This is a genomic window from Stenotrophomonas sp. YJH_SMC_12-1 (genome assembly GCF_059370935.1).
In genome coordinates this window covers 709167-725602 of the sequence record NZ_JCAFUD010000001.1, presented here as the reverse complement: position 1 = coordinate 725602, position 16436 = coordinate 709167, and the positions used below count along the sequence as shown (strand labels likewise).

The 16436-nt window shown below is 65.7% G+C and carries 13 protein-coding genes; 7 read left to right on the top strand and 6 right to left on the bottom strand.

The annotated features are described in order from the left end of the window. Positions 1–51 precede the first annotated feature (51 nt). Positions 52–762 (bottom strand): glutathione S-transferase, encoded by a 711-nt coding sequence (locus AC5P8Y_RS03315; RefSeq protein ID WP_049403885.1) that lies wholly within the window; start codon positions 760–762, stop codon positions 52–54. 168 nt (positions 763–930) lie between these two features. On the opposite strand from AC5P8Y_RS03315, the gene AC5P8Y_RS03310 reads away from it, so the two are divergent. Together AC5P8Y_RS03310 and clpB are read left to right on the top strand one after the other, a co-directional pair. Beyond that, entirely contained in the window at positions 931–1752 is an 822-nt protein-coding gene (locus AC5P8Y_RS03310; RefSeq protein WP_111108683.1) for a DUF3014 domain-containing protein, read from the top strand. A gap of 181 nt (positions 1753–1933) precedes the next feature. Further along, on the top strand, positions 1934–4519 hold the full coding sequence (gene clpB / locus AC5P8Y_RS03305; RefSeq protein ID WP_049451219.1) for an ATP-dependent chaperone ClpB: 2586 nt from the start codon (positions 1934–1936) through the stop codon (positions 4517–4519). A gap of 72 nt (positions 4520–4591) precedes the next feature. On the opposite strand, the gene AC5P8Y_RS03300 is transcribed toward clpB, so the two are convergent. The 3 genes from AC5P8Y_RS03300 to AC5P8Y_RS03290 all read right to left on the bottom strand — a co-directional run bounded on the left by AC5P8Y_RS03300 (position 4592) and on the right by AC5P8Y_RS03290 (position 7556). Next, positions 4592–5392, bottom strand: coding sequence for a MipA/OmpV family protein (locus tag AC5P8Y_RS03300; RefSeq protein WP_005410774.1), 801 nt, complete (start codon positions 5390–5392; stop codon positions 4592–4594). A 140-nt stretch (positions 5393–5532) separates the two neighbouring features. Continuing rightward, on the bottom strand, positions 5533–6822 hold the full coding sequence (locus tag AC5P8Y_RS03295) for an ATP-binding protein (RefSeq protein ID WP_111108684.1): 1290 nt from the start codon (positions 6820–6822) through the stop codon (positions 5533–5535). Beyond that, the gene (locus AC5P8Y_RS03290; protein WP_111108685.1) at positions 6819–7556 is read right to left on the bottom strand and encodes a winged helix-turn-helix domain-containing protein; all 738 of its coding nucleotides are present in this window, start codon (positions 7554–7556) and stop codon (positions 6819–6821) included. The genes AC5P8Y_RS03295 and AC5P8Y_RS03290 overlap by 4 nt, the downstream gene beginning before the upstream one ends. A 182-nt stretch (positions 7557–7738) precedes the next feature. Here AC5P8Y_RS03290 and AC5P8Y_RS03285 point away from each other — a divergent pair, with 182 nt between their 5' ends. Continuing rightward, positions 7739–9025, top strand: coding sequence for an O-acetylhomoserine aminocarboxypropyltransferase/cysteine synthase family protein (locus AC5P8Y_RS03285; RefSeq protein ID WP_005410771.1), 1287 nt, complete (start codon positions 7739–7741; stop codon positions 9023–9025). Between the two features lie 449 nt (positions 9026–9474). On the opposite strand, the gene ybaL is transcribed toward AC5P8Y_RS03285, so the two are convergent. Next, positions 9475–11172 carry a YbaL family putative K(+) efflux transporter gene (gene ybaL / locus AC5P8Y_RS03280; RefSeq protein WP_032958934.1) on the bottom strand — a complete coding sequence of 566 codons (1698 nt, stop codon included), beginning with the start codon at positions 11170–11172 and terminating at the stop codon, positions 9475–9477. Positions 11173–11655: 483 nt separating this feature from the next. Here ybaL and AC5P8Y_RS03275 point away from each other — a divergent pair, with 483 nt between their 5' ends. The 4 genes from AC5P8Y_RS03275 to AC5P8Y_RS03260 all read left to right on the top strand — a co-directional run bounded on the left by AC5P8Y_RS03275 (position 11656) and on the right by AC5P8Y_RS03260 (position 13744). Further along, positions 11656–11928: a hypothetical protein gene (locus AC5P8Y_RS03275; protein WP_239502988.1), complete on the top strand. Its 273-nt coding sequence runs from the start codon at positions 11656–11658 to the stop codon at positions 11926–11928. After that, positions 11925–12194 (top strand): hypothetical protein, encoded by a 270-nt coding sequence (locus AC5P8Y_RS03270; protein WP_239502989.1) that lies wholly within the window; start codon positions 11925–11927, stop codon positions 12192–12194. The genes AC5P8Y_RS03275 and AC5P8Y_RS03270 overlap by 4 nt, the downstream gene beginning before the upstream one ends. A gap of 44 nt (positions 12195–12238) precedes the next feature. Then, the gene (locus AC5P8Y_RS03265) at positions 12239–12736 is read left to right on the top strand and encodes a hypothetical protein (RefSeq protein ID WP_495201838.1); all 498 of its coding nucleotides are present in this window, start codon (positions 12239–12241) and stop codon (positions 12734–12736) included. Positions 12737–12892: 156 nt separating this feature from the next. Then, complete coding sequence (locus tag AC5P8Y_RS03260; protein WP_239502990.1) at positions 12893–13744, top strand: hypothetical protein; 852 nt, start codon at positions 12893–12895, stop codon at positions 13742–13744. A gap of 104 nt (positions 13745–13848) precedes the next feature. On the opposite strand, the gene AC5P8Y_RS03255 is transcribed toward AC5P8Y_RS03260, so the two are convergent. Further along, the gene (locus AC5P8Y_RS03255) at positions 13849–16236 is read right to left on the bottom strand and encodes a TonB-dependent receptor plug domain-containing protein (RefSeq protein WP_111108688.1); all 2388 of its coding nucleotides are present in this window, start codon (positions 16234–16236) and stop codon (positions 13849–13851) included. Between the last annotated feature and the right edge of the window lie 200 nt (positions 16237–16436).

The window sequence follows — 16436 nt, the reverse complement described above, 5'->3', positions numbered from 1 at the left end:
CAACCTCATGGGCTTCGGTCGGATCGTGCAGCTGCCGGCCAGCGGCCGGCACTACCGTTCGGCGTCCAGTTCCGGGTAGTGGCGGAAGATACCGTTGGTGTTGAACGGCAACCGCCGCTCCGAGGCCAGATAGGCGGCGATGTTCGGCCGCTTTGCCACCCGCTCCTGCAGCGCGCGCAGCAGGGGCAGGGTCGGCGCCAGTGCCTGCATCCGGCGCGGGAACATGTAGTCCAGCCCGCTCAGCAGCTGGAACAGCGACAGATCCACATAGGAATGCTCGCGCAGTGCGTGGCGGCCACCATTGGCGGCCAGCACCTGCTCGAAGTAGCCGAGGAACTTCGGCAGCCGCTCGCTGCGCAGTGACGCGGCACGCGCCTTGGCTTCGCTCTTCTGCTCTTCGTAGTACTTCGATGCGGCAATTGGATGGTGGGTGTCGTGCACCTCGGCTACCAGGTCGGCGATGGTCAGCTGCAACTGCAGTGCCTGCACCCGCCGCGAGGCCGCCTGCGGCACCAGGTCCAGCGTCGGGCCGAGGAAATCCAGGATCGCGGCGACCTGTGCAATGACCTGGCGGCCCGCCTTCAGGAATGGCGGCGCGAAGGGCTGCGCACCTTCACTGCCGCCATCGAGAAACGGCTCCATCACCGCATCGCCGTGCACCCGCGCCATGTCGATGTAGTCGGCACCGGCGTCCTCCAGCGCAAGCCGCACGAACTCGCCACGGCCCTGGATGCCGGTCCAGTAATACAGCGCGTACTGCATGGTGGTGCCTCCACAGTGCAAGGCGTACAGCCTCGCGCGAAGCATGCAAAGCAGGCGTGAGCGCGACACGGGTGCAGGCGAACCCCAACGGCAGCGGAACAGCCGGGGAACCCGTTGCAACCGTGGGGGTCACACCCTTTCCATGCGTGTAATACGAGGTGCTGCATCATGCAGAGCGGAAAGGCGGTCTGGCCCTGGGTGTTGGGTGTGGTGGTGATCGGTGGTGCGGGCGGCTGGTTGTTCCGCGATCAGCTGAAGCGCCTGGCAGACGGTGTTTCCGTGCCGGTGCAATCAACCCCCGCCAGTACCAGCGCGCCGCCGCAACCGCAGGCGGCCGCAGAACCCGCGCCAGCACCGCCCGCGATCAAGCATCCGCTGGATACCGAGGCCGCAGCCGATCCGGCGCTGCCGAAGCTGGCTGACAGCGATACGGCCGCCTGGGGTGCATTGACCCAGTTGTTCCAGGGCGAGGGGCCACTGACCCTGCTGCTGCGCGATCATCTGATCCAGCGCCTGGTCACCCAGGTCGACAACCTGGACAAGCCCAGCGTGCCGCCGACTGCGCTGGCCGCGCGGCCGCTGCCGGGCAACCTGCAGGTCGAGCCGGGCGAGGGTGGCGAACGCATCGCCGCCAGCAACGCGGCGCGCTATGCACCCTACGTGCAGGCCTTCACCGCGCTGGACCCGGCGGCAACGTCTACCGCCTACAAGCGCTTCTATCCGCTGATCCAGCAGGCCTATGTGGACCTGGGCCGGCCCGACGGGTACTTCAACGACCGCCTGGTCGCGGTGATCGACAACCTGCTGGACACCCCGGAACTGGCCCAGTCCCCAGTGGTGCAGCGCGATGAACGCGGCCGCTACCGCTTTGTCGATCCCACCCTGCAGTCGCGCTCGATCGGGCAGAAGGCGCTGCTGCGGATGGATGCCGCCCAGGCGCGGGCGGTCAAGCAGCAGCTGCGGGCGATCCGCAGCGCGATCACCCGCTGAGCCCGTTCACCGCGTAGAACTGATCGGGATCAACGCGCCGACCACACCGGTTCCGGCATGCTGGCCGAAGCCTGACTGGCCTCGGGGTGCAGTCGCAGCCACCCTTGAAACCGGGTGGGGCAACCGCATCTTTCCAGCATCGCCGGCGCGGGCCGGCCCTGATGACCGATGAGGATTCGCAATGCGGATGGACAAGCTCACCTCGCGTTTCCAGCAGGCGCTGGCAGACGCACAGTCGCTGGCCGTGGGCCGCGACAACAGCATCATCGAACCGGTTCACCTGTTCAGCGCGCTGCTGGACCAGCAGGGCGGCAGCACGCGTCCGCTGCTGGCCCAGGCCGGGGTGAACGTGCCGGTGCTGCGCGAGCGCCTGACCGAGGCGCTGGATGCGCTGCCGAAGGTGTCCGGCCAGGCCGGCAACGTCTCGATGGGCAACGACCTGGGGCGCCTGCTGAACCAGACCGACAAGCTGGCCCAGCAGCACGGGGATGCCTTCATTGCCAGCGAGTGGTTCGTGCTGGCGGCGCTGGACGACGGCGGCACGCTGGGCATGGCGCTGCGCGCCGCCGGTGCCGACAAGACGCGCCTGCAGGCGGCCATCGACAAGCTGCGCGGCGGCGAGAACGTGCAGTCGGAGAATGCCGAGGAACAGCGCCAGGCGCTGGAGAAATACACCATCGACCTGACCGCGCGTGCCGAGAGCGGCAAGCTCGACCCGGTGATCGGCCGAGACGAGGAGATCCGCCGCACCATCCAGGTGCTGCAGCGCCGGACCAAGAACAACCCGGTGCTGATCGGCGAACCCGGCGTGGGCAAGACCGCGATCGTGGAAGGGCTGGCCCAGCGCATCATCAACGACGAAGTGCCCGAAGGCCTGCGCGGCAAGCGCGTGCTGTCGCTGGACATGGGCGCGCTGATTGCCGGGGCCAAGTTCCGCGGCGAATTCGAGGAGCGCCTGAAGGGCGTGCTCAACGACCTGGCCAAGAACGAGGGCCAGATCATCCTGTTCATCGACGAACTGCACACCATGGTCGGCGCCGGCAAGGCCGATGGCGCGATGGATGCCGGCAACATGCTGAAGCCAGCGCTGGCACGCGGCGAGCTGCACTGCATCGGCGCCACCACGCTGGACGAATACCGCAAGTACATCGAGAAGGATGCTGCGCTGGAGCGTCGCTTCCAGAAGGTATTCGTGGGCGAGCCGTCGGTGGAGGACACCATCGCGATCCTGCGCGGCCTGAAGGAAAAGTACGCGGTGCACCACGGCGTGGAAATCACCGATCCGGCCATCGTGGCGGCTGCGACGTTGTCCAACCGCTACATCACCGACCGCCAGCTGCCGGACAAGGCCATCGACCTGATGGACGAAGCCGCCTCGCGACTGCGCATGGAGATCGACTCCAAGCCGGAGGAGCTGGACCGCCTTGAGCGGCGGGTGATCCAGCTGAAGATCCAGCGCGAGATGCTGAAGAAGGAGAAGGACGAAGCCTCGCGGCAGCGCCTGGCCGATCTGGAAAACGACATCGACGGGCTGGAGCGCGAGTTCTCCGACCTCAATGAAATCTGGAAGTCGGAGAAGGCCGCGCTGCAGGGCGCGACCAAGATCAAGGAACAGGTCGAGCAGGCCAAGCTGGAGCTGGAGGCCGCGCAGCGCCGCCAGGATTTCGCCAAGATGAGCGAGATCCAGTACGGGCTGTTGCCGCAGCTGGAAAAGCAGCTGGCCGCGGCCCAGGAGGCCGAGCACAAAGACTTCAAGCTGGTGCAGGATCGCGTGACCGACGAGGAGATCGCCGAGGTTGTATCGCGCTGGACCGGCATTCCGGTCAACAAGATGCTCGAAGGCGAGCGCGACAAGCTGCTGCGCATGGAAGAGGTGCTGCACAACCGCGTGGTCGGCCAGGAGGAAGCGATCAAGGTCGTCTCCGATGCGGTGCGCCGCTCGCGAGCGGGCCTGTCCGATCCGAATCGCCCGGCCGGCTCGTTCCTGTTCCTCGGCCCGACCGGCGTCGGCAAGACCGAACTGTGCAAGTCGCTGGCCGAATTCCTGTTCGACAGCGCCGACGCGATGATCCGCATCGACATGAGCGAGTTCATGGAGAAGCACAGCGTCGCCCGCTTGATCGGTGCGCCCCCGGGCTATGTCGGCTACGAGGAAGGCGGCTACCTGACCGAGGCGGTGCGTCGTCGCCCGTATTCGCTGATCCTGCTCGACGAAGTGGAGAAGGCGCATCCAGATGTGTTCAACATCCTGCTGCAGGTGCTGGACGATGGCCGCCTGACCGATGGACAGGGCCGTACCGTGGACTTCCGCAACACCGTCATCGTGATGACCTCGAACCTGGGCTCGCACCAGATCCAGGACATGAGCACCGACGACAGTCCGGAGGCCTACACGCAGATGAAGGCGGCGGTGATGGGCGTGGTGCAGGCGCACTTCCGGCCGGAGTTCATCAACCGCCTTGACGACATCGTGGTGTTCCACCCGCTGGACAAGCAGCAGATCAAGCAGATCGCGCGCATCCAGATGCGTGGGCTTGAAAAGCGGCTGGCCGAGCGCGGGTTGAAGCTGGCGGTCTCCGATGCGGCGTTCGACCTGCTCGGCAACGTCGGTTTCGATCCGGTCTATGGCGCGCGCCCGTTGAAGCGTGCAATCCAGTCGCAGCTGGAGAATCCGCTGGCGCAGCAGATCCTGTCCGGTGCTTTCGTCAACGGCGATACCATCGAAGTCGGAAACGACGGCGGCCGCCTGGTGTTCGCCAAAGCGTGATTCACACGGGGCGCTGCCTGGCTGTAGCGCCCCGTTTCCTGCGAAGTGGGCCGGGCAATGCCCGGCGCTCACTCAGAAGCGGTGCGTATAGCCGCTCATCAAGCCGAACTGGTTCGCCTTCTGCACGATCGGGCTGTCGGCGGCATCACCGAGCAGGCGCGTGCCTTCGGCCGAGATGTACCAGTTGCCGTTGCGGCCCACGCGGTGGCTCCACTTCAGGCCGACACCGGCACTGACCAGGCCGGCCTTTGGCTTGTGCTCGGCAAAGCCGGTACGCGCCGCCTGTTCCGGGCTGACGCCGTACCAGGTCTGCATGTAGCCGCGGTTGCCGTAGTCGGTGGACACGCTGCCGCTGACCACGCCGCCGGCCAGGTCGAACAGCGGCATGCTCAGGTTCAGATGGATCTGCTGGGTGGCCAGGCCGTTCTCGGCCTTGTCCTCGTCCTTGCGGGTGAACTGCCAGGAGCCGCTCAGCACGGCTTCGCCCAGCGTATAACCAGCCGAGACGCCGACCAGGGGACGGGCATCGATATCACCCATGCCGCGCAGGAAGTCGGAACCGCCGAGCAGCGAGTCCTTTTCCTTGCGGATGCCGCTGGCGCCGACATACGCGCGCACGCGGGTGTGTTCGCCGATGGAGGTGCCCCAGCCAATGCCACTGGTGCCCAGAAACCATCCACCCGGCGAGGTGACATCAAAGGACAACGACGGCGTCGCACGATACTCCTCGCTGCCGCTGTAGCGCGGCGCCACGCCACCGCCGGCAGCGACCTCGAAGGTCCAGTGGTCATCCTTGGCGTGGGCGATCGGTGCGGCGAACAGCGGCAACAGGGCCAGGCAGAGCAGGGCGGGGGAACGGCGAAGCTGGGACATGGAAACTCTCGACAATGGGAGGAAGGCAGCACGCGCATCCGGCGAGTGCTGCAGGGTCACTAGCGTGGCGATACGCCGGCGACCGATCCGTCCGCAGTTGTGCGGGAGTTGTAATCAACTGTAATTGCGCCCAAGGGCGTTCAGCTGGCAGCCAGCGGCCAGTGCATCTCCAGGCGCGCGCCGCCCAACGTGGCGCGGCTGATGCGAAGCTCGCCGCCGTGGCGGACGGCAATGCGGCTGACGATGGCCAGGCCCAGGCCGAAGCCCCCGGTATCGCGGCTGCGGCTGTCATCCAGGCGGGTGAACGGGCGCATCACCTTCTCGCGATCGGCTTCGGCAATGCCGGGACCGTCGTCGTCCACACGCAGGCAGGCGCGGCCGCTGACACCGACCAGCGAGACTTCCACCTGCGAACGCGCATGGCGCAGCGCATTGCCCACCAGATTGCTGAGTGCCAGCTGCAGCAGGCGTGGTTCGGCATCCACCCGCGGCAACGCACTGGGCTGCACGCGCAGTACCACCCCGGCACGTTCGGCATCACGGCGCGCATCGGCCAGGCAGGCCTGCAGCCAGTCATTGGCTTCGATGCGCTGCATCGGCTCGCCCTCGCTGGGATGCTCCAGCCGTTCGTAAGCCAGCAGTTCGCTGACCAGCCGGTTGAGCTCGGCCAGGTCACCGTGCAGGCCCTGCGCCAGCCGTTCGCGGCGTTCGCGGTCATCGCTGTCCTGCATCAGGTCCAGGCCGAAGGCCACGCGCGCGATCGGCGTGCGCAGCTCGTGCGAGATCGCATGGGTCAGGTCGCGCTGGCGCTGCACCAGTTCGGCCACGCGTGCCGCCATGCGGTTGGAGTGGTCGACGATGACCCGGATCTGCGAGCGTGGCGAGACCTGTGCACGTGCCTGCAGATCGCCCGAACCGATGCGGTCGGCATGCCGGCGCAGCGCTTCCAGGTCGCGCCAGAGCAGGCGCACCCACGCGTACAGGCTGGCGCCCACCAGCAGCAGGATGCTGAGGTAGGCGGCGATGGTCATGTACGTCGTCATCTGCACCGCGCCAGGCAGGCGCAGGTGCAGCCAGCGGCCATCGCTGCCCTCGATGGGCAGCAGGACCTGCTGGTATTGATCGCGCACGATGAAACCATCGGCCTTCACGGCCACCTGTTCCTGCGCGTCGAGTGCGGGAGGTTTGTCGAGCAGGGTCAGGGCGATGCCGTAGTGTGGCTGCCACTGCTGCAGGCGCTCACGCTGCTGGTCGGCATCCAGGCCGGCCAGGCCACTGCGCAGGGCGTACACCTGACCACGCACCTGCTGGACGAAGACGCGATCCTGCACGGGCGTGTAGATGCCGTCCAGGATGTGGTTGAGGAAGAACACCGACACCAGGAAGCAGGCACCCGTGATAAACCACAACCACAGGAACAGCCGCTTCATGCCGTCCAGGCCGACGGATTGAACTGGTAGCCACGGCCCCACACGGTCTTGATCCGCCGCGGTTCGCGCGCATCATCGCCGAGCTTGCGGCGCAGCTTGCCGATGCTGACATCGACACTGCGGTCCAGGCCGTCAAAGCCGATGCCGCGCACCGCCTGCAGGATATGGTCGCGCGACAGGATCTGCCCCGGCTGGCTGGCCAGCAGCCACAGGATCTCGAATTCCGTGGTGCCCAGCTCGACCGGCTGACCATGCAGGTGCACATCGCGCTGCATGCGGTCGATCAGCAGTTCGCCATGCATCAGACGGCTGGGTGTACCGGTGTTGCTGCTGCCATGGCGGCGCCGCAGCAGGGCACGCAGCCGGGCCAGCAGCAGGCGCGGCTCGATCGGTTTGTGCACATAGTCATCGGCGCCCGATTCCAGGCCCAGCACCTGCTCGATGTCGTCTTCGCAGGCGGTCAGCATCAGGATCGGCACGTCGGAGAAACTGCGGATCTGCCGGCACACGTCGATGCCGCCGAGGCCGGGCAGCATCAGGTCCAGTACCACCAGCTCGGGCGCATGCTGGCGGCAGGCCGCGCCGGCAAGGTCACCGCGCGCGACATGCTGCACGGCGAAACCATGTTCGTGGAGATAGTCGCTGACCAGCTCGGCCAAGCGACGGTCGTCCTCCACCAACAAGACCTGGGTCGGGGTGCCGTTGGCGGTGGGTGTCCAGGGGGATGGCTGCATGCGCGTGGGGCCTCCGTGCCCGGGCAGGAGCGCCCGGCGGCGAAGCCTATCAACGCCCCGTGACCGCTGCCTGAATCGCGGCCAACCTGATAACCCCCGGTATGGACGTCATCGCCAGCAGCTTTCAGCGGCCGGCGACGGCTGGCCTATGGTGGCGGTTTCCCCGGATGGAGCCTGGCGCAATGAGCGACCCGCAGTGGCAACTGGAAACCCTGGCCGTGCACGGCGGCTACCGTCCCGACCCGACTACCCGCGCGGTGGCGGTGCCGATCTACCAGACGGTGGCGTATGCCTTCGATGACACCCAGCACGGCGCCGACCTGTTCGACCTGAAGGTACCGGGCAATATCTATACGCGCATCATGAACCCCACCACCGACGTGCTGGAGCAGCGCCTGGCCGCGCTGGAAGGCGGCATCGGTGCGCTGGCGCTGGCCTCGGGGCAGGCCGCGATCACCTATGCCATCCAGACCATTGCAGAGGCCGGCGACAACATCGTCGCCTCCAGCGCGCTGTATGGCGGCAGCCTCAACCTGCTGGCGCACACCCTGCCGCAGTACGGCATCCAGGCGCGCTTTGCTGATCCGGCTGATCCTTCCGCGTTCGCCGCGCTGATCGACGAGCGCACCAAGGCGGTGTTCGTCGAATCCATCGGCAACCCGCGCGGCAACGTCACCGACATCGCTGCGATTGCGGAGGTCGCGCATGCCGCTGGCGTGCCCCTGATCGTCGACAACACCGTGGCCACGCCGTTCCTGCTGCGCCCATTCGAGCACGGCGCCGACATCGTGGTGCATTCGCTGACCAAGTACCTGGGCGGCCACGGCACCAGCCTCGGCGGCGCGATCATCGATTCCGGCCGCTTCGACTGGACCGCACAGCCCCAACGCTTCGCGCGGCTCAACCAGCCCGACCCCAGCTACCACGGCGTGGTCTATACCGAAGCCCTGGGGCCAGCGGCCTACATCGGCCGCGCGCGGGTGGTGCCGCTGCGCAATACCGGTGCTGCGTTGTCGCCGTTCAATGCGTTCCTGATCCTGCAGGGCATCGAGACCCTGGCCCTGCGCATGGAACGCATCAACGCCAACGCACTGGCCGTCGCGCAGTTCCTGAAGTCACACGCAAAGGTGGCGTGGGTGCGCTATGCCGGGCTGGCCGACGATCCCGAGCACGCCGCCGCGCAGCGCTATCTGGGTGGGCACGGCTCGGGCGTGCTGACCTTCGGCCTGCCGGGCGGGCGCGAGGCAGGCGCACGTTTCCTTGACGCGCTGAAATTGTTCACCCGCCTGGTCAACCTCGGCGATGCGAAGTCGCTGGCCACCCATCCCGCCTCGACCACCCACCGCCAGCTGGATGCCGCCGAACTGGCCAAGGCTGGCGTCAGCGAGGACACCGTGCGGCTGTCGATCGGCATCGAGCACATCGGCGACCTGCGTGCTGACCTGGAACAGGCCCTGGCCGGCGCCTGATAGCCACGCGCTTGGTCGTCATCGCTACTGGCGATCACCACCGGCACCGCGATGCGCTACGGTGGAACTGCCTCTCCAAGGCATGGCAACGTGGCGATCCAGATCCCCGGTCGATGCGGGTCGACCGGGGATCTTTTTTGTTTCCGGGGTCAGATCCGTTTTCCTGTGGAAAACGGATCTGACCCATGCGCCGACGTGTCGACCCAGGGCGACACCTACCAGAGCAGAACGCCGTTCCGGCAGATCGCAGGAATCTGTCGAAGGCGGGGTGGGTCCGGTTGCAGGGGCGTGAGCGCCATGGATGGCGCGACCGAGCCTCCATGGACGGATTCACGGCGTCCCCTGCAACCGGACCTACCCCGCCATCCCACGGATAGTCAGCTTTTGCCTTTGCCTTTGCTGTTGCCTTGGCAGGTGCAGGGCTGCAAGCCCTGCCGCACCCACACCCCTCACACCACCGGAATGCTGTGCTGCCCCAGATTCCGGTACGGCGGCGTGGACATGATCATCTCCGCCAGCGAATACGCCAGCTCACGTTCGGCCATCACTGTGCCATCCGCACCGTGTTCCAGCAGATGCTTCACCTCGGCGTCGCTGTGCGCACGCGCCAGCAGGGTCAGGTCCGGGTTGATCGCCCGCAGCTTGGCCAGTGCCTCACCGGCTTCCAGCGGCTGCGGAATCGCCAGCACCGCGATCTTCGCGCGTTCCGGATGGGCCTCGGCCAGCACCCGGTCGGCAGCGGCACTGCCGCGGATCGCCGCCAGGCCCTTGGCGTGCGCCTGCTCGACGTGTTCCTTGTTGTCATCGATCACCAGCACCGGCACGCCACGGTCGCGCAGCACCTGCGCCAGTTCGCTGCCCACCCGGCCATAGCCGATCACGATGGCGTGGTCATGCAGGTCGCGCGACGGGCCGATCGCTTCGGGCGGCTCGGGTACCTGCGGAGACTGCTCCTGCTTGGCCTGCCAACGGTCGAGCAGGCCGAACACCAGCGGGTTGAGCATGATCGACACCAGTGCCCCGGCCAGCACCAGCGACTGGCCCTCCTTCGGCAGGATCTGCAGCGCCACGCCGAGGCCGGCGATGATGAAGGCGAACTCGCCGATCTGCGCCAGGCTGGCAGAGATGGTCAGCGCGGTGCTGGTCGGGTGGCCGAACGCACGCACGATGAAGAACGCGGCGGCCGACTTGCCGAACATGATGATCAGCACCGTGGCCAGCACCTGCCACGGGTGCTGTACGATGATGTTGGGGTCGAACAGCATGCCGACCGACACAAAGAACAACACCGCGAACGCATCGCGCAGCGGCAGCGAATCATGCGCGGCCTTGTGGCTCAGCTCCGATTCGTTGAGCAGCATGCCGGCAAAGAACGCGCCCAGCGCGAACGAGACGCCGAACAGCATCGCCGAGCCGAACGCCACGCCCAGCGCGATCGCCAGCACGGACAGGGTGAACAGCTCACGCGAACCGGTACCGGCGATGCGTTCCAGGATCCACGGGATGACCCGGCGCCCGACCACCAGCATCACCGCCACGAACAGGCCCAGCTGCACGAAGGTCCAGCCGATGTCGGCCAGCACGCTGCCCAGCGAGTGCGATTCCTTGGCCGCGTCGGGGCCGAACACGCCGGCCATCACCGGCATCATCACCAGTGCCAGCACGCAGGCCAGGTCTTCCACGATCAGCCAGCCGACCGCGATCTTGCCGCGCATCGTCTCCAGCAGGCGGCGTTCTTCCATCGCCCGCAGCAGCACCACGGTGCTGGCGGTAGCCAGCGAGAAACCGAAGATGACGCCATGGATGGCCGGCCAGCCCATCAGCGAGGCCACGCCCCAGCCGAGCAGGGTGGCCACTGCGATCTGCCCAATGGCACCGGGAATGGCGATGGCCTTGACCGCCATCAGGTCCTTCAGCGAGAAGTGCAGGCCGACGCCGAACATCAGCAGCATCACGCCCAGCTCGGCCAGCTGGTTGGCCAGCGCCTGGTCGGCGACGAAGCCGGGGGTGAACGGACCTACGCAGATGCCAGCAACCAGGTAACCGACCAGGGGAGACAAGCGGAGCTTGTTGGCCAGCGCGCCGAAGATGAAGGCGAGCCCCAGGCCAACGGCAACGATGTTGATCAGGTCGGTGTCATGGTGCATCGGCACTCGCAGGAAATCGGGGGAATGCCCCGATTTTCACCGATGCGGCCAGATACGGCAAACCGGGCCAGCGTATCGGATCGTTGCGTGGGCGGAGCCATCAGTGGTCGGCGTCCGGCCTGGCGTGTGCGGGGCGGTCGAGGGTGGCGCTGTCGGGATCGGACCTGTTTGGGGTGGCCAGTGGCTCTGGACCGTGAACCGCAGCCAGGCCGACGCCACCCGAGAAAGGCACGGGAAGGGGATGGGTTCGATACGCGGCGGTGCCATCGCAGGACCCTTTGCCCCTGTGCGCCAAGGTTTTCAGTCGATGCGACAGCATCCAAGGGCCGGTGGCCGGCCGGGAGGCGCAGGCGACGGGGCTGAAGTTTGCAATCTGGCGGAGGGTTCCTCGAGTCCGGAACACGTCACCATGTGTCCGCTACTCCGTTCTGCTGACCAATCAGAGGGGCCTGCTCTCTCCAGACCGCATGGGCGAACGACCACATGAAGCTTCCCGGCATTGACGTAGTGATTCAGGCGATAGGTCAAGACACAAGCTCGGCGCCCCTGTCCCGCTTGCTCCTTGATCTGGAAATTGGTGAGCGCGACTTTCGTCACTATCCGTTGAAGTTGGCGGGAATGCGGTTCTGGACTGACGAGGAAAATACGCTGCAGTTGGAATTCAAGGACGTCGGGCTGCTGGTGGACATTCCTTACCACGACCTGGACGAAGGGCCCTGGGTACTGACGAGCGTAGCGCTCTGGGAGCGAGAGTGAGTAAGAAGAACAAAGTCAGGAAGGAGAAGCCTGCCTACTCAGGCCCGTTGCCCTGTGGACTGAGCTTTTCCATGCTGCGCCAGCATGTAAGGGAGCGACTCGCCGCGTTGAGTGCAGGGAATGCTGTTGAAATGGGATTTGATGGTGAGGTGGATGTCTGGTGCGTCAGTGGCTTGGAGCTTGCGGTTGATTTCTCTGGTCCAGATGACTCGATCCGCTGCATCTCGTTGAGCATCCCCATCAAGCGTAGCGATCACCATCCGTAAGCGCTACGTAGGCGCATCTCGCCCATACAGATAGGCGGAATTTCATGAATCATCCCACCGTTGAAGAGTTCATCGCCGCGATCGGTAGAGATTCGGAATCGAAGGAGCTCGAAACCATCTTTTCCAGGATCGGAATCCAGCTTCAGAATCTGGATGATTACCGCCTGGGTGTCAGTGGTCACCGGATCTGGGTAGATGACGCTGCTGGACTGCAGCTTGAATTCAAGGATGCCGGTCTGGTCTCAGAGACCGCCTATCACGACATCGATGATGGCCCCTGGATGCTCACCGACGTGATCTTCTGGGGCTGGCGAAATGACACCGGCACCCAGTATGAAGGGCCGATGCCTTTCGGCCTGAACTTCCTGATGTCCAGGGACCAGATCAGGTCGGACGCATCTGTCGATCTGGGGGCGCCAACGGTGTTTGGTCTGTCTGGCAATGTCGACGCATGGATGCTCGGAAAGCTGGAGCTGGCTGTCGACTACGACGGTGAAAGGGGAGTCCGCTGCGTCAGCCTGGGGCTGCCACAAGAGGAATGAATGGACCTACAGGCGATAACAGCCCTGTTTGGCAGAAGCGCCACTGACCCAGCCGTCTCAACGATGCTGCAGTCGCTTGGCGTCAGGCGAAGGCCAGAGCTGGCCCGGCCTGCCAAAAGCCCTTACGAGGCGATTGTGCGTGTGAGCGCGCGGGGCATGCTGTTCTCCTTCAGCGAGCGCAACTACTGGAACGGGCGATCCATTGCTTCGCACGGCAAGAGCGGTGAGCTGATCTTCACCAACGTTGCGGTGACGGCCGGCATTCCGGATGTCATGCGCAGGTACGAAGGCGACCTGCTGTTTGGCCTGCAATGGGAGGACGATAGGACGACAGCGCGCGAAAGGCTCGCCACGGCGGGCTTTGGGGACAGCTTGCACGCCGGCAGGCGTGACGCGTGGTGGTTGCCTGACTACCGCATCCGTCTGACGTATCAGGCTGGATGCATCAAACAGGCAGGAGCGTGTGGGATCTTTGATATCAGCTTGGGAATTCCCATGCATCCATTGGCTTGCGCACCGGCAACGCGCGAGTACCCTTCGGCGGAGCAGGTGCTCGCTGTCCTCGGCAGATCGACCAATGACCCCGATTTCGAGGTCGCGTTCCGGGACCTTGGTCTTGCGAGTCTGATGGCGGAGGCGAGCAGCGAGGTCGTTGATAGAGCCGACGAGCATGGCTTCATCCTTTACTTTGACAGTAGGCAGGGCGTGCCCGGTAGCCATCCGGTATGCACCGGCATCAGTTTCGTCCGCGATCGACTGGGAAACTCAAGAGCCTGGGCTGGGCCGCTGCCATTCGGCCTTCAATTCGATGATCCGCCGTCCATTCTCGAAGAGCGCATGGATCAACGAGCCAGTCGTTGGCTTGATGAAGGAACGTTTGGCAGCGCGAGGTGGTCGCTGCCTGGTCTTCAAGTGAGCGTGAATTTTGACAGTCTGGACAACTGTCTTGAGTCTGTCCGTGTGATCGTAGAAGGTCATCGCACGTCCAATTGCCAGCCGCGCGGCTGATCTTGCCCGCAGCACATAACAAAACACCCGCCGGATCACTCCGGCGGGTGTGAGAGATGTGGCTAGGAGTTGCCGGCCAGCGGCCGGCACTACCAGAGCGTCGCTTACCAGGTGTACTTGATCCGCCCGTACACATACGCGCCGTTGAAGCCGAACGGCGAGTAGTTGCTGTACGGCAGCATGCCGAAGGTGGAGTTCTGCAGATCTTCGGTACGGTCCGGGTACTTGTCCAGCAGGTTGTCGGCGCCCACGGTCAGCGTCCAGTTGCTGCTCGGCTTGTAGCTGGCCGAAGCATCCACCACCCAGGCATCGCCGTAGGTCTGGTCGCGCAGCGCGGTGGCCGAGTTGCGCACGGTGAATTTGCCGTAGCGGGTGGCGGCCAGGCCTAGTTCCCAGTGGTCCGAACGCCAGGTGCCGCTCAGGATCGCCTTGTCGCGCGGGTAGCTGTCCTCGATGCGGCCAATTTCGTCGCGACCGATCAGCGACTGGGTCAGGCCCAGCGTTCCGAACACCGCCGGGGTGCCGCCGACGCGGCGCACTTCGGTGTCGTTGTAGCTGTACGCAGCGGTCAGCTCCAGGCTGCTGGCGCTGAACGGCACCGTATAGCTGGACACGAAGTCGACGCCACGTGTGCGCGTATCCAGGCCGTTGGTGAAGTAGGAGAACGCGGTCACCTGCGGCAGGCCCAGGGTGCCCAGCAGCGCGCTGGTGGCCGCGTTGGTGGTGATGCTGGACGACAATGCGATGCGGTCATCGATGTCGATCTGGTAGGCGTCGACGGTGATGTACAGGCGGTCGGCCGGCTGCAGCACCAGGCCCAGGCTGTAGGAGGTGGAGGTTTCAGCCTTCAGCGGCGAGGCGCCCAGCGCCTGCGCGGCCGGGCTGGTGGTCGGGAAGGTGCCACGCTCGACGAATACGCCATTGAGGAACTGGCTGGTGACTGCCTGGTAGCCCTGCTGCGCCAGCGACGGTGCACGGAAGCCACTGGAGGCGGTGGCCCGCAGCGCGACCTTGTCGGTGAATGCATAGCGCGCCGACAGCTTGCCGGAGAAGCGGTCGCCGAAGTCCGAGTAGTCCTCGTAGCGGCCGGTGATGCCGGCCGAGAACTTCTCGGTCAGGTCCGCTTCCAGGCCAGCATAGACCGCGTAGTTGTGGCGGTCCGCATGCACTTCATTGGTCGGGGTGAAGCCCGCGAAGCCCTGCGCGCCGCTGCCGGTGTACGAGTTCAGCTCGCCCGGGTTCTGGTCCCACTTTTCCTTGCGGTACTCACCACCGAAGGACAGCGTGACCGGGTAGGCCAGGCCCCAGTCCAGTGACTTGGTCAGGTCGGCATTGAAGATGTCCTGCTGGTACTTCAGCGTGCCGTCGTAGAACGAGCGCGGGCTGGTTGCGCCGAGGCTGTAGTTGATGCTGTTGCGGGTGTGGAAGTCGAGGGTGTTCTCGCCGTGGTTCAGGCTCAGGTCCCAGGTCCAGCCGTTGTCGGTGTTGCCCTTGACCCCGGCCACCAGCGAGCGGTCCTTCGAATACTGGTTGATCTCCGGCACGAAGCCGTCGGGGTAGGTCTGCGCCAGCAGCGCGCTCTGCCCGCTGTGGTTGCGCGAACGGTAGAACGCGAACGAGGTGATGTCGCGGTTGCTGAGCAGCGCGCTGGCGTAGCCGGTCACGTGGTCGCTGAAGTCGAAGCTGGCGTTGGCCGACGCGGCGGTGGCATCCACGCGCGGGTCGCCGACGATGAAGGTCTTCTGGCCGATGCTGGGGAAGTTGCCGGTGTTCGGGGTGGTGCCGCGGTACGGGCCGGCGCGGTTGCTCTCGTCCTGCTGGCTGATCTGGCCAGCCACGTGCACGCGACCACGGCCGTTGCCGAACTCGACGCCGGTATCGCCGGAGAGCTGGTACTTGTTGCCGTCACCGGCCGAGTACTGGCCGTAGTCCACGGCCAGGCTGCCGCCACGGCCGCTGCCCTTGAGCACGATGTTGATGACGCCTGCAATGGCGTCCGAGCCGTACTGTGCCGACGCACCGTCGCGCAGCACTTCCACGCGCTCGATGGCGGCAATCGGGATCGCATTGATGTCCACTGCCGACGAGCCACGGCCGATGCTGCCGTTGACGTTGATCATCGCCGAGGTGTGGCGGCGCTTGCCGTTGACCAGCACCAGCACCTGGTCCGGCGACAGGCCGCGCAGCTGCGCCGGGCGCACGCCACTGGTGCCGTCGGTCAAGGCCGGGCGCGGGAAGTTCAGCGAGGGCAGGGCGCGCGACAGTGCGGTGGCCAGTTCACTGGTGCCGGTGGACTGCAGCACTTCAGGGGTGATGATGTCGATCGGCGACTGCGATTCGGCGACGGTGCGGTCGGCCACGCGGGTGCCGGTGACGATCACCGTGTCCAGGGTGTTGGCGGCGGTGCCGGCCTGCTGGGCAGCGGCAACGAACGGAGAGCCACCGAGTGCGACAGCGACGGCGGCGGCGATCAGGCTGGTCTTGCGGGTCATCGGGATGGGGCTCCGGTTGGCGGGGGTGGCACCGGAATCGACATCACGGGGGTGAGGCGGACGGCGGTTGTTGCGGTGCGCAAGGCAGGAATTAACGGGATATTCAGTGCCTGTCAAATGGTTGCAACAGGAAAAAACGTTGCAGCAGCAACCATTTAGCGGCAGAGGGCAGCGGCGGGAGGTGGGGCCCGGGGGCTGCG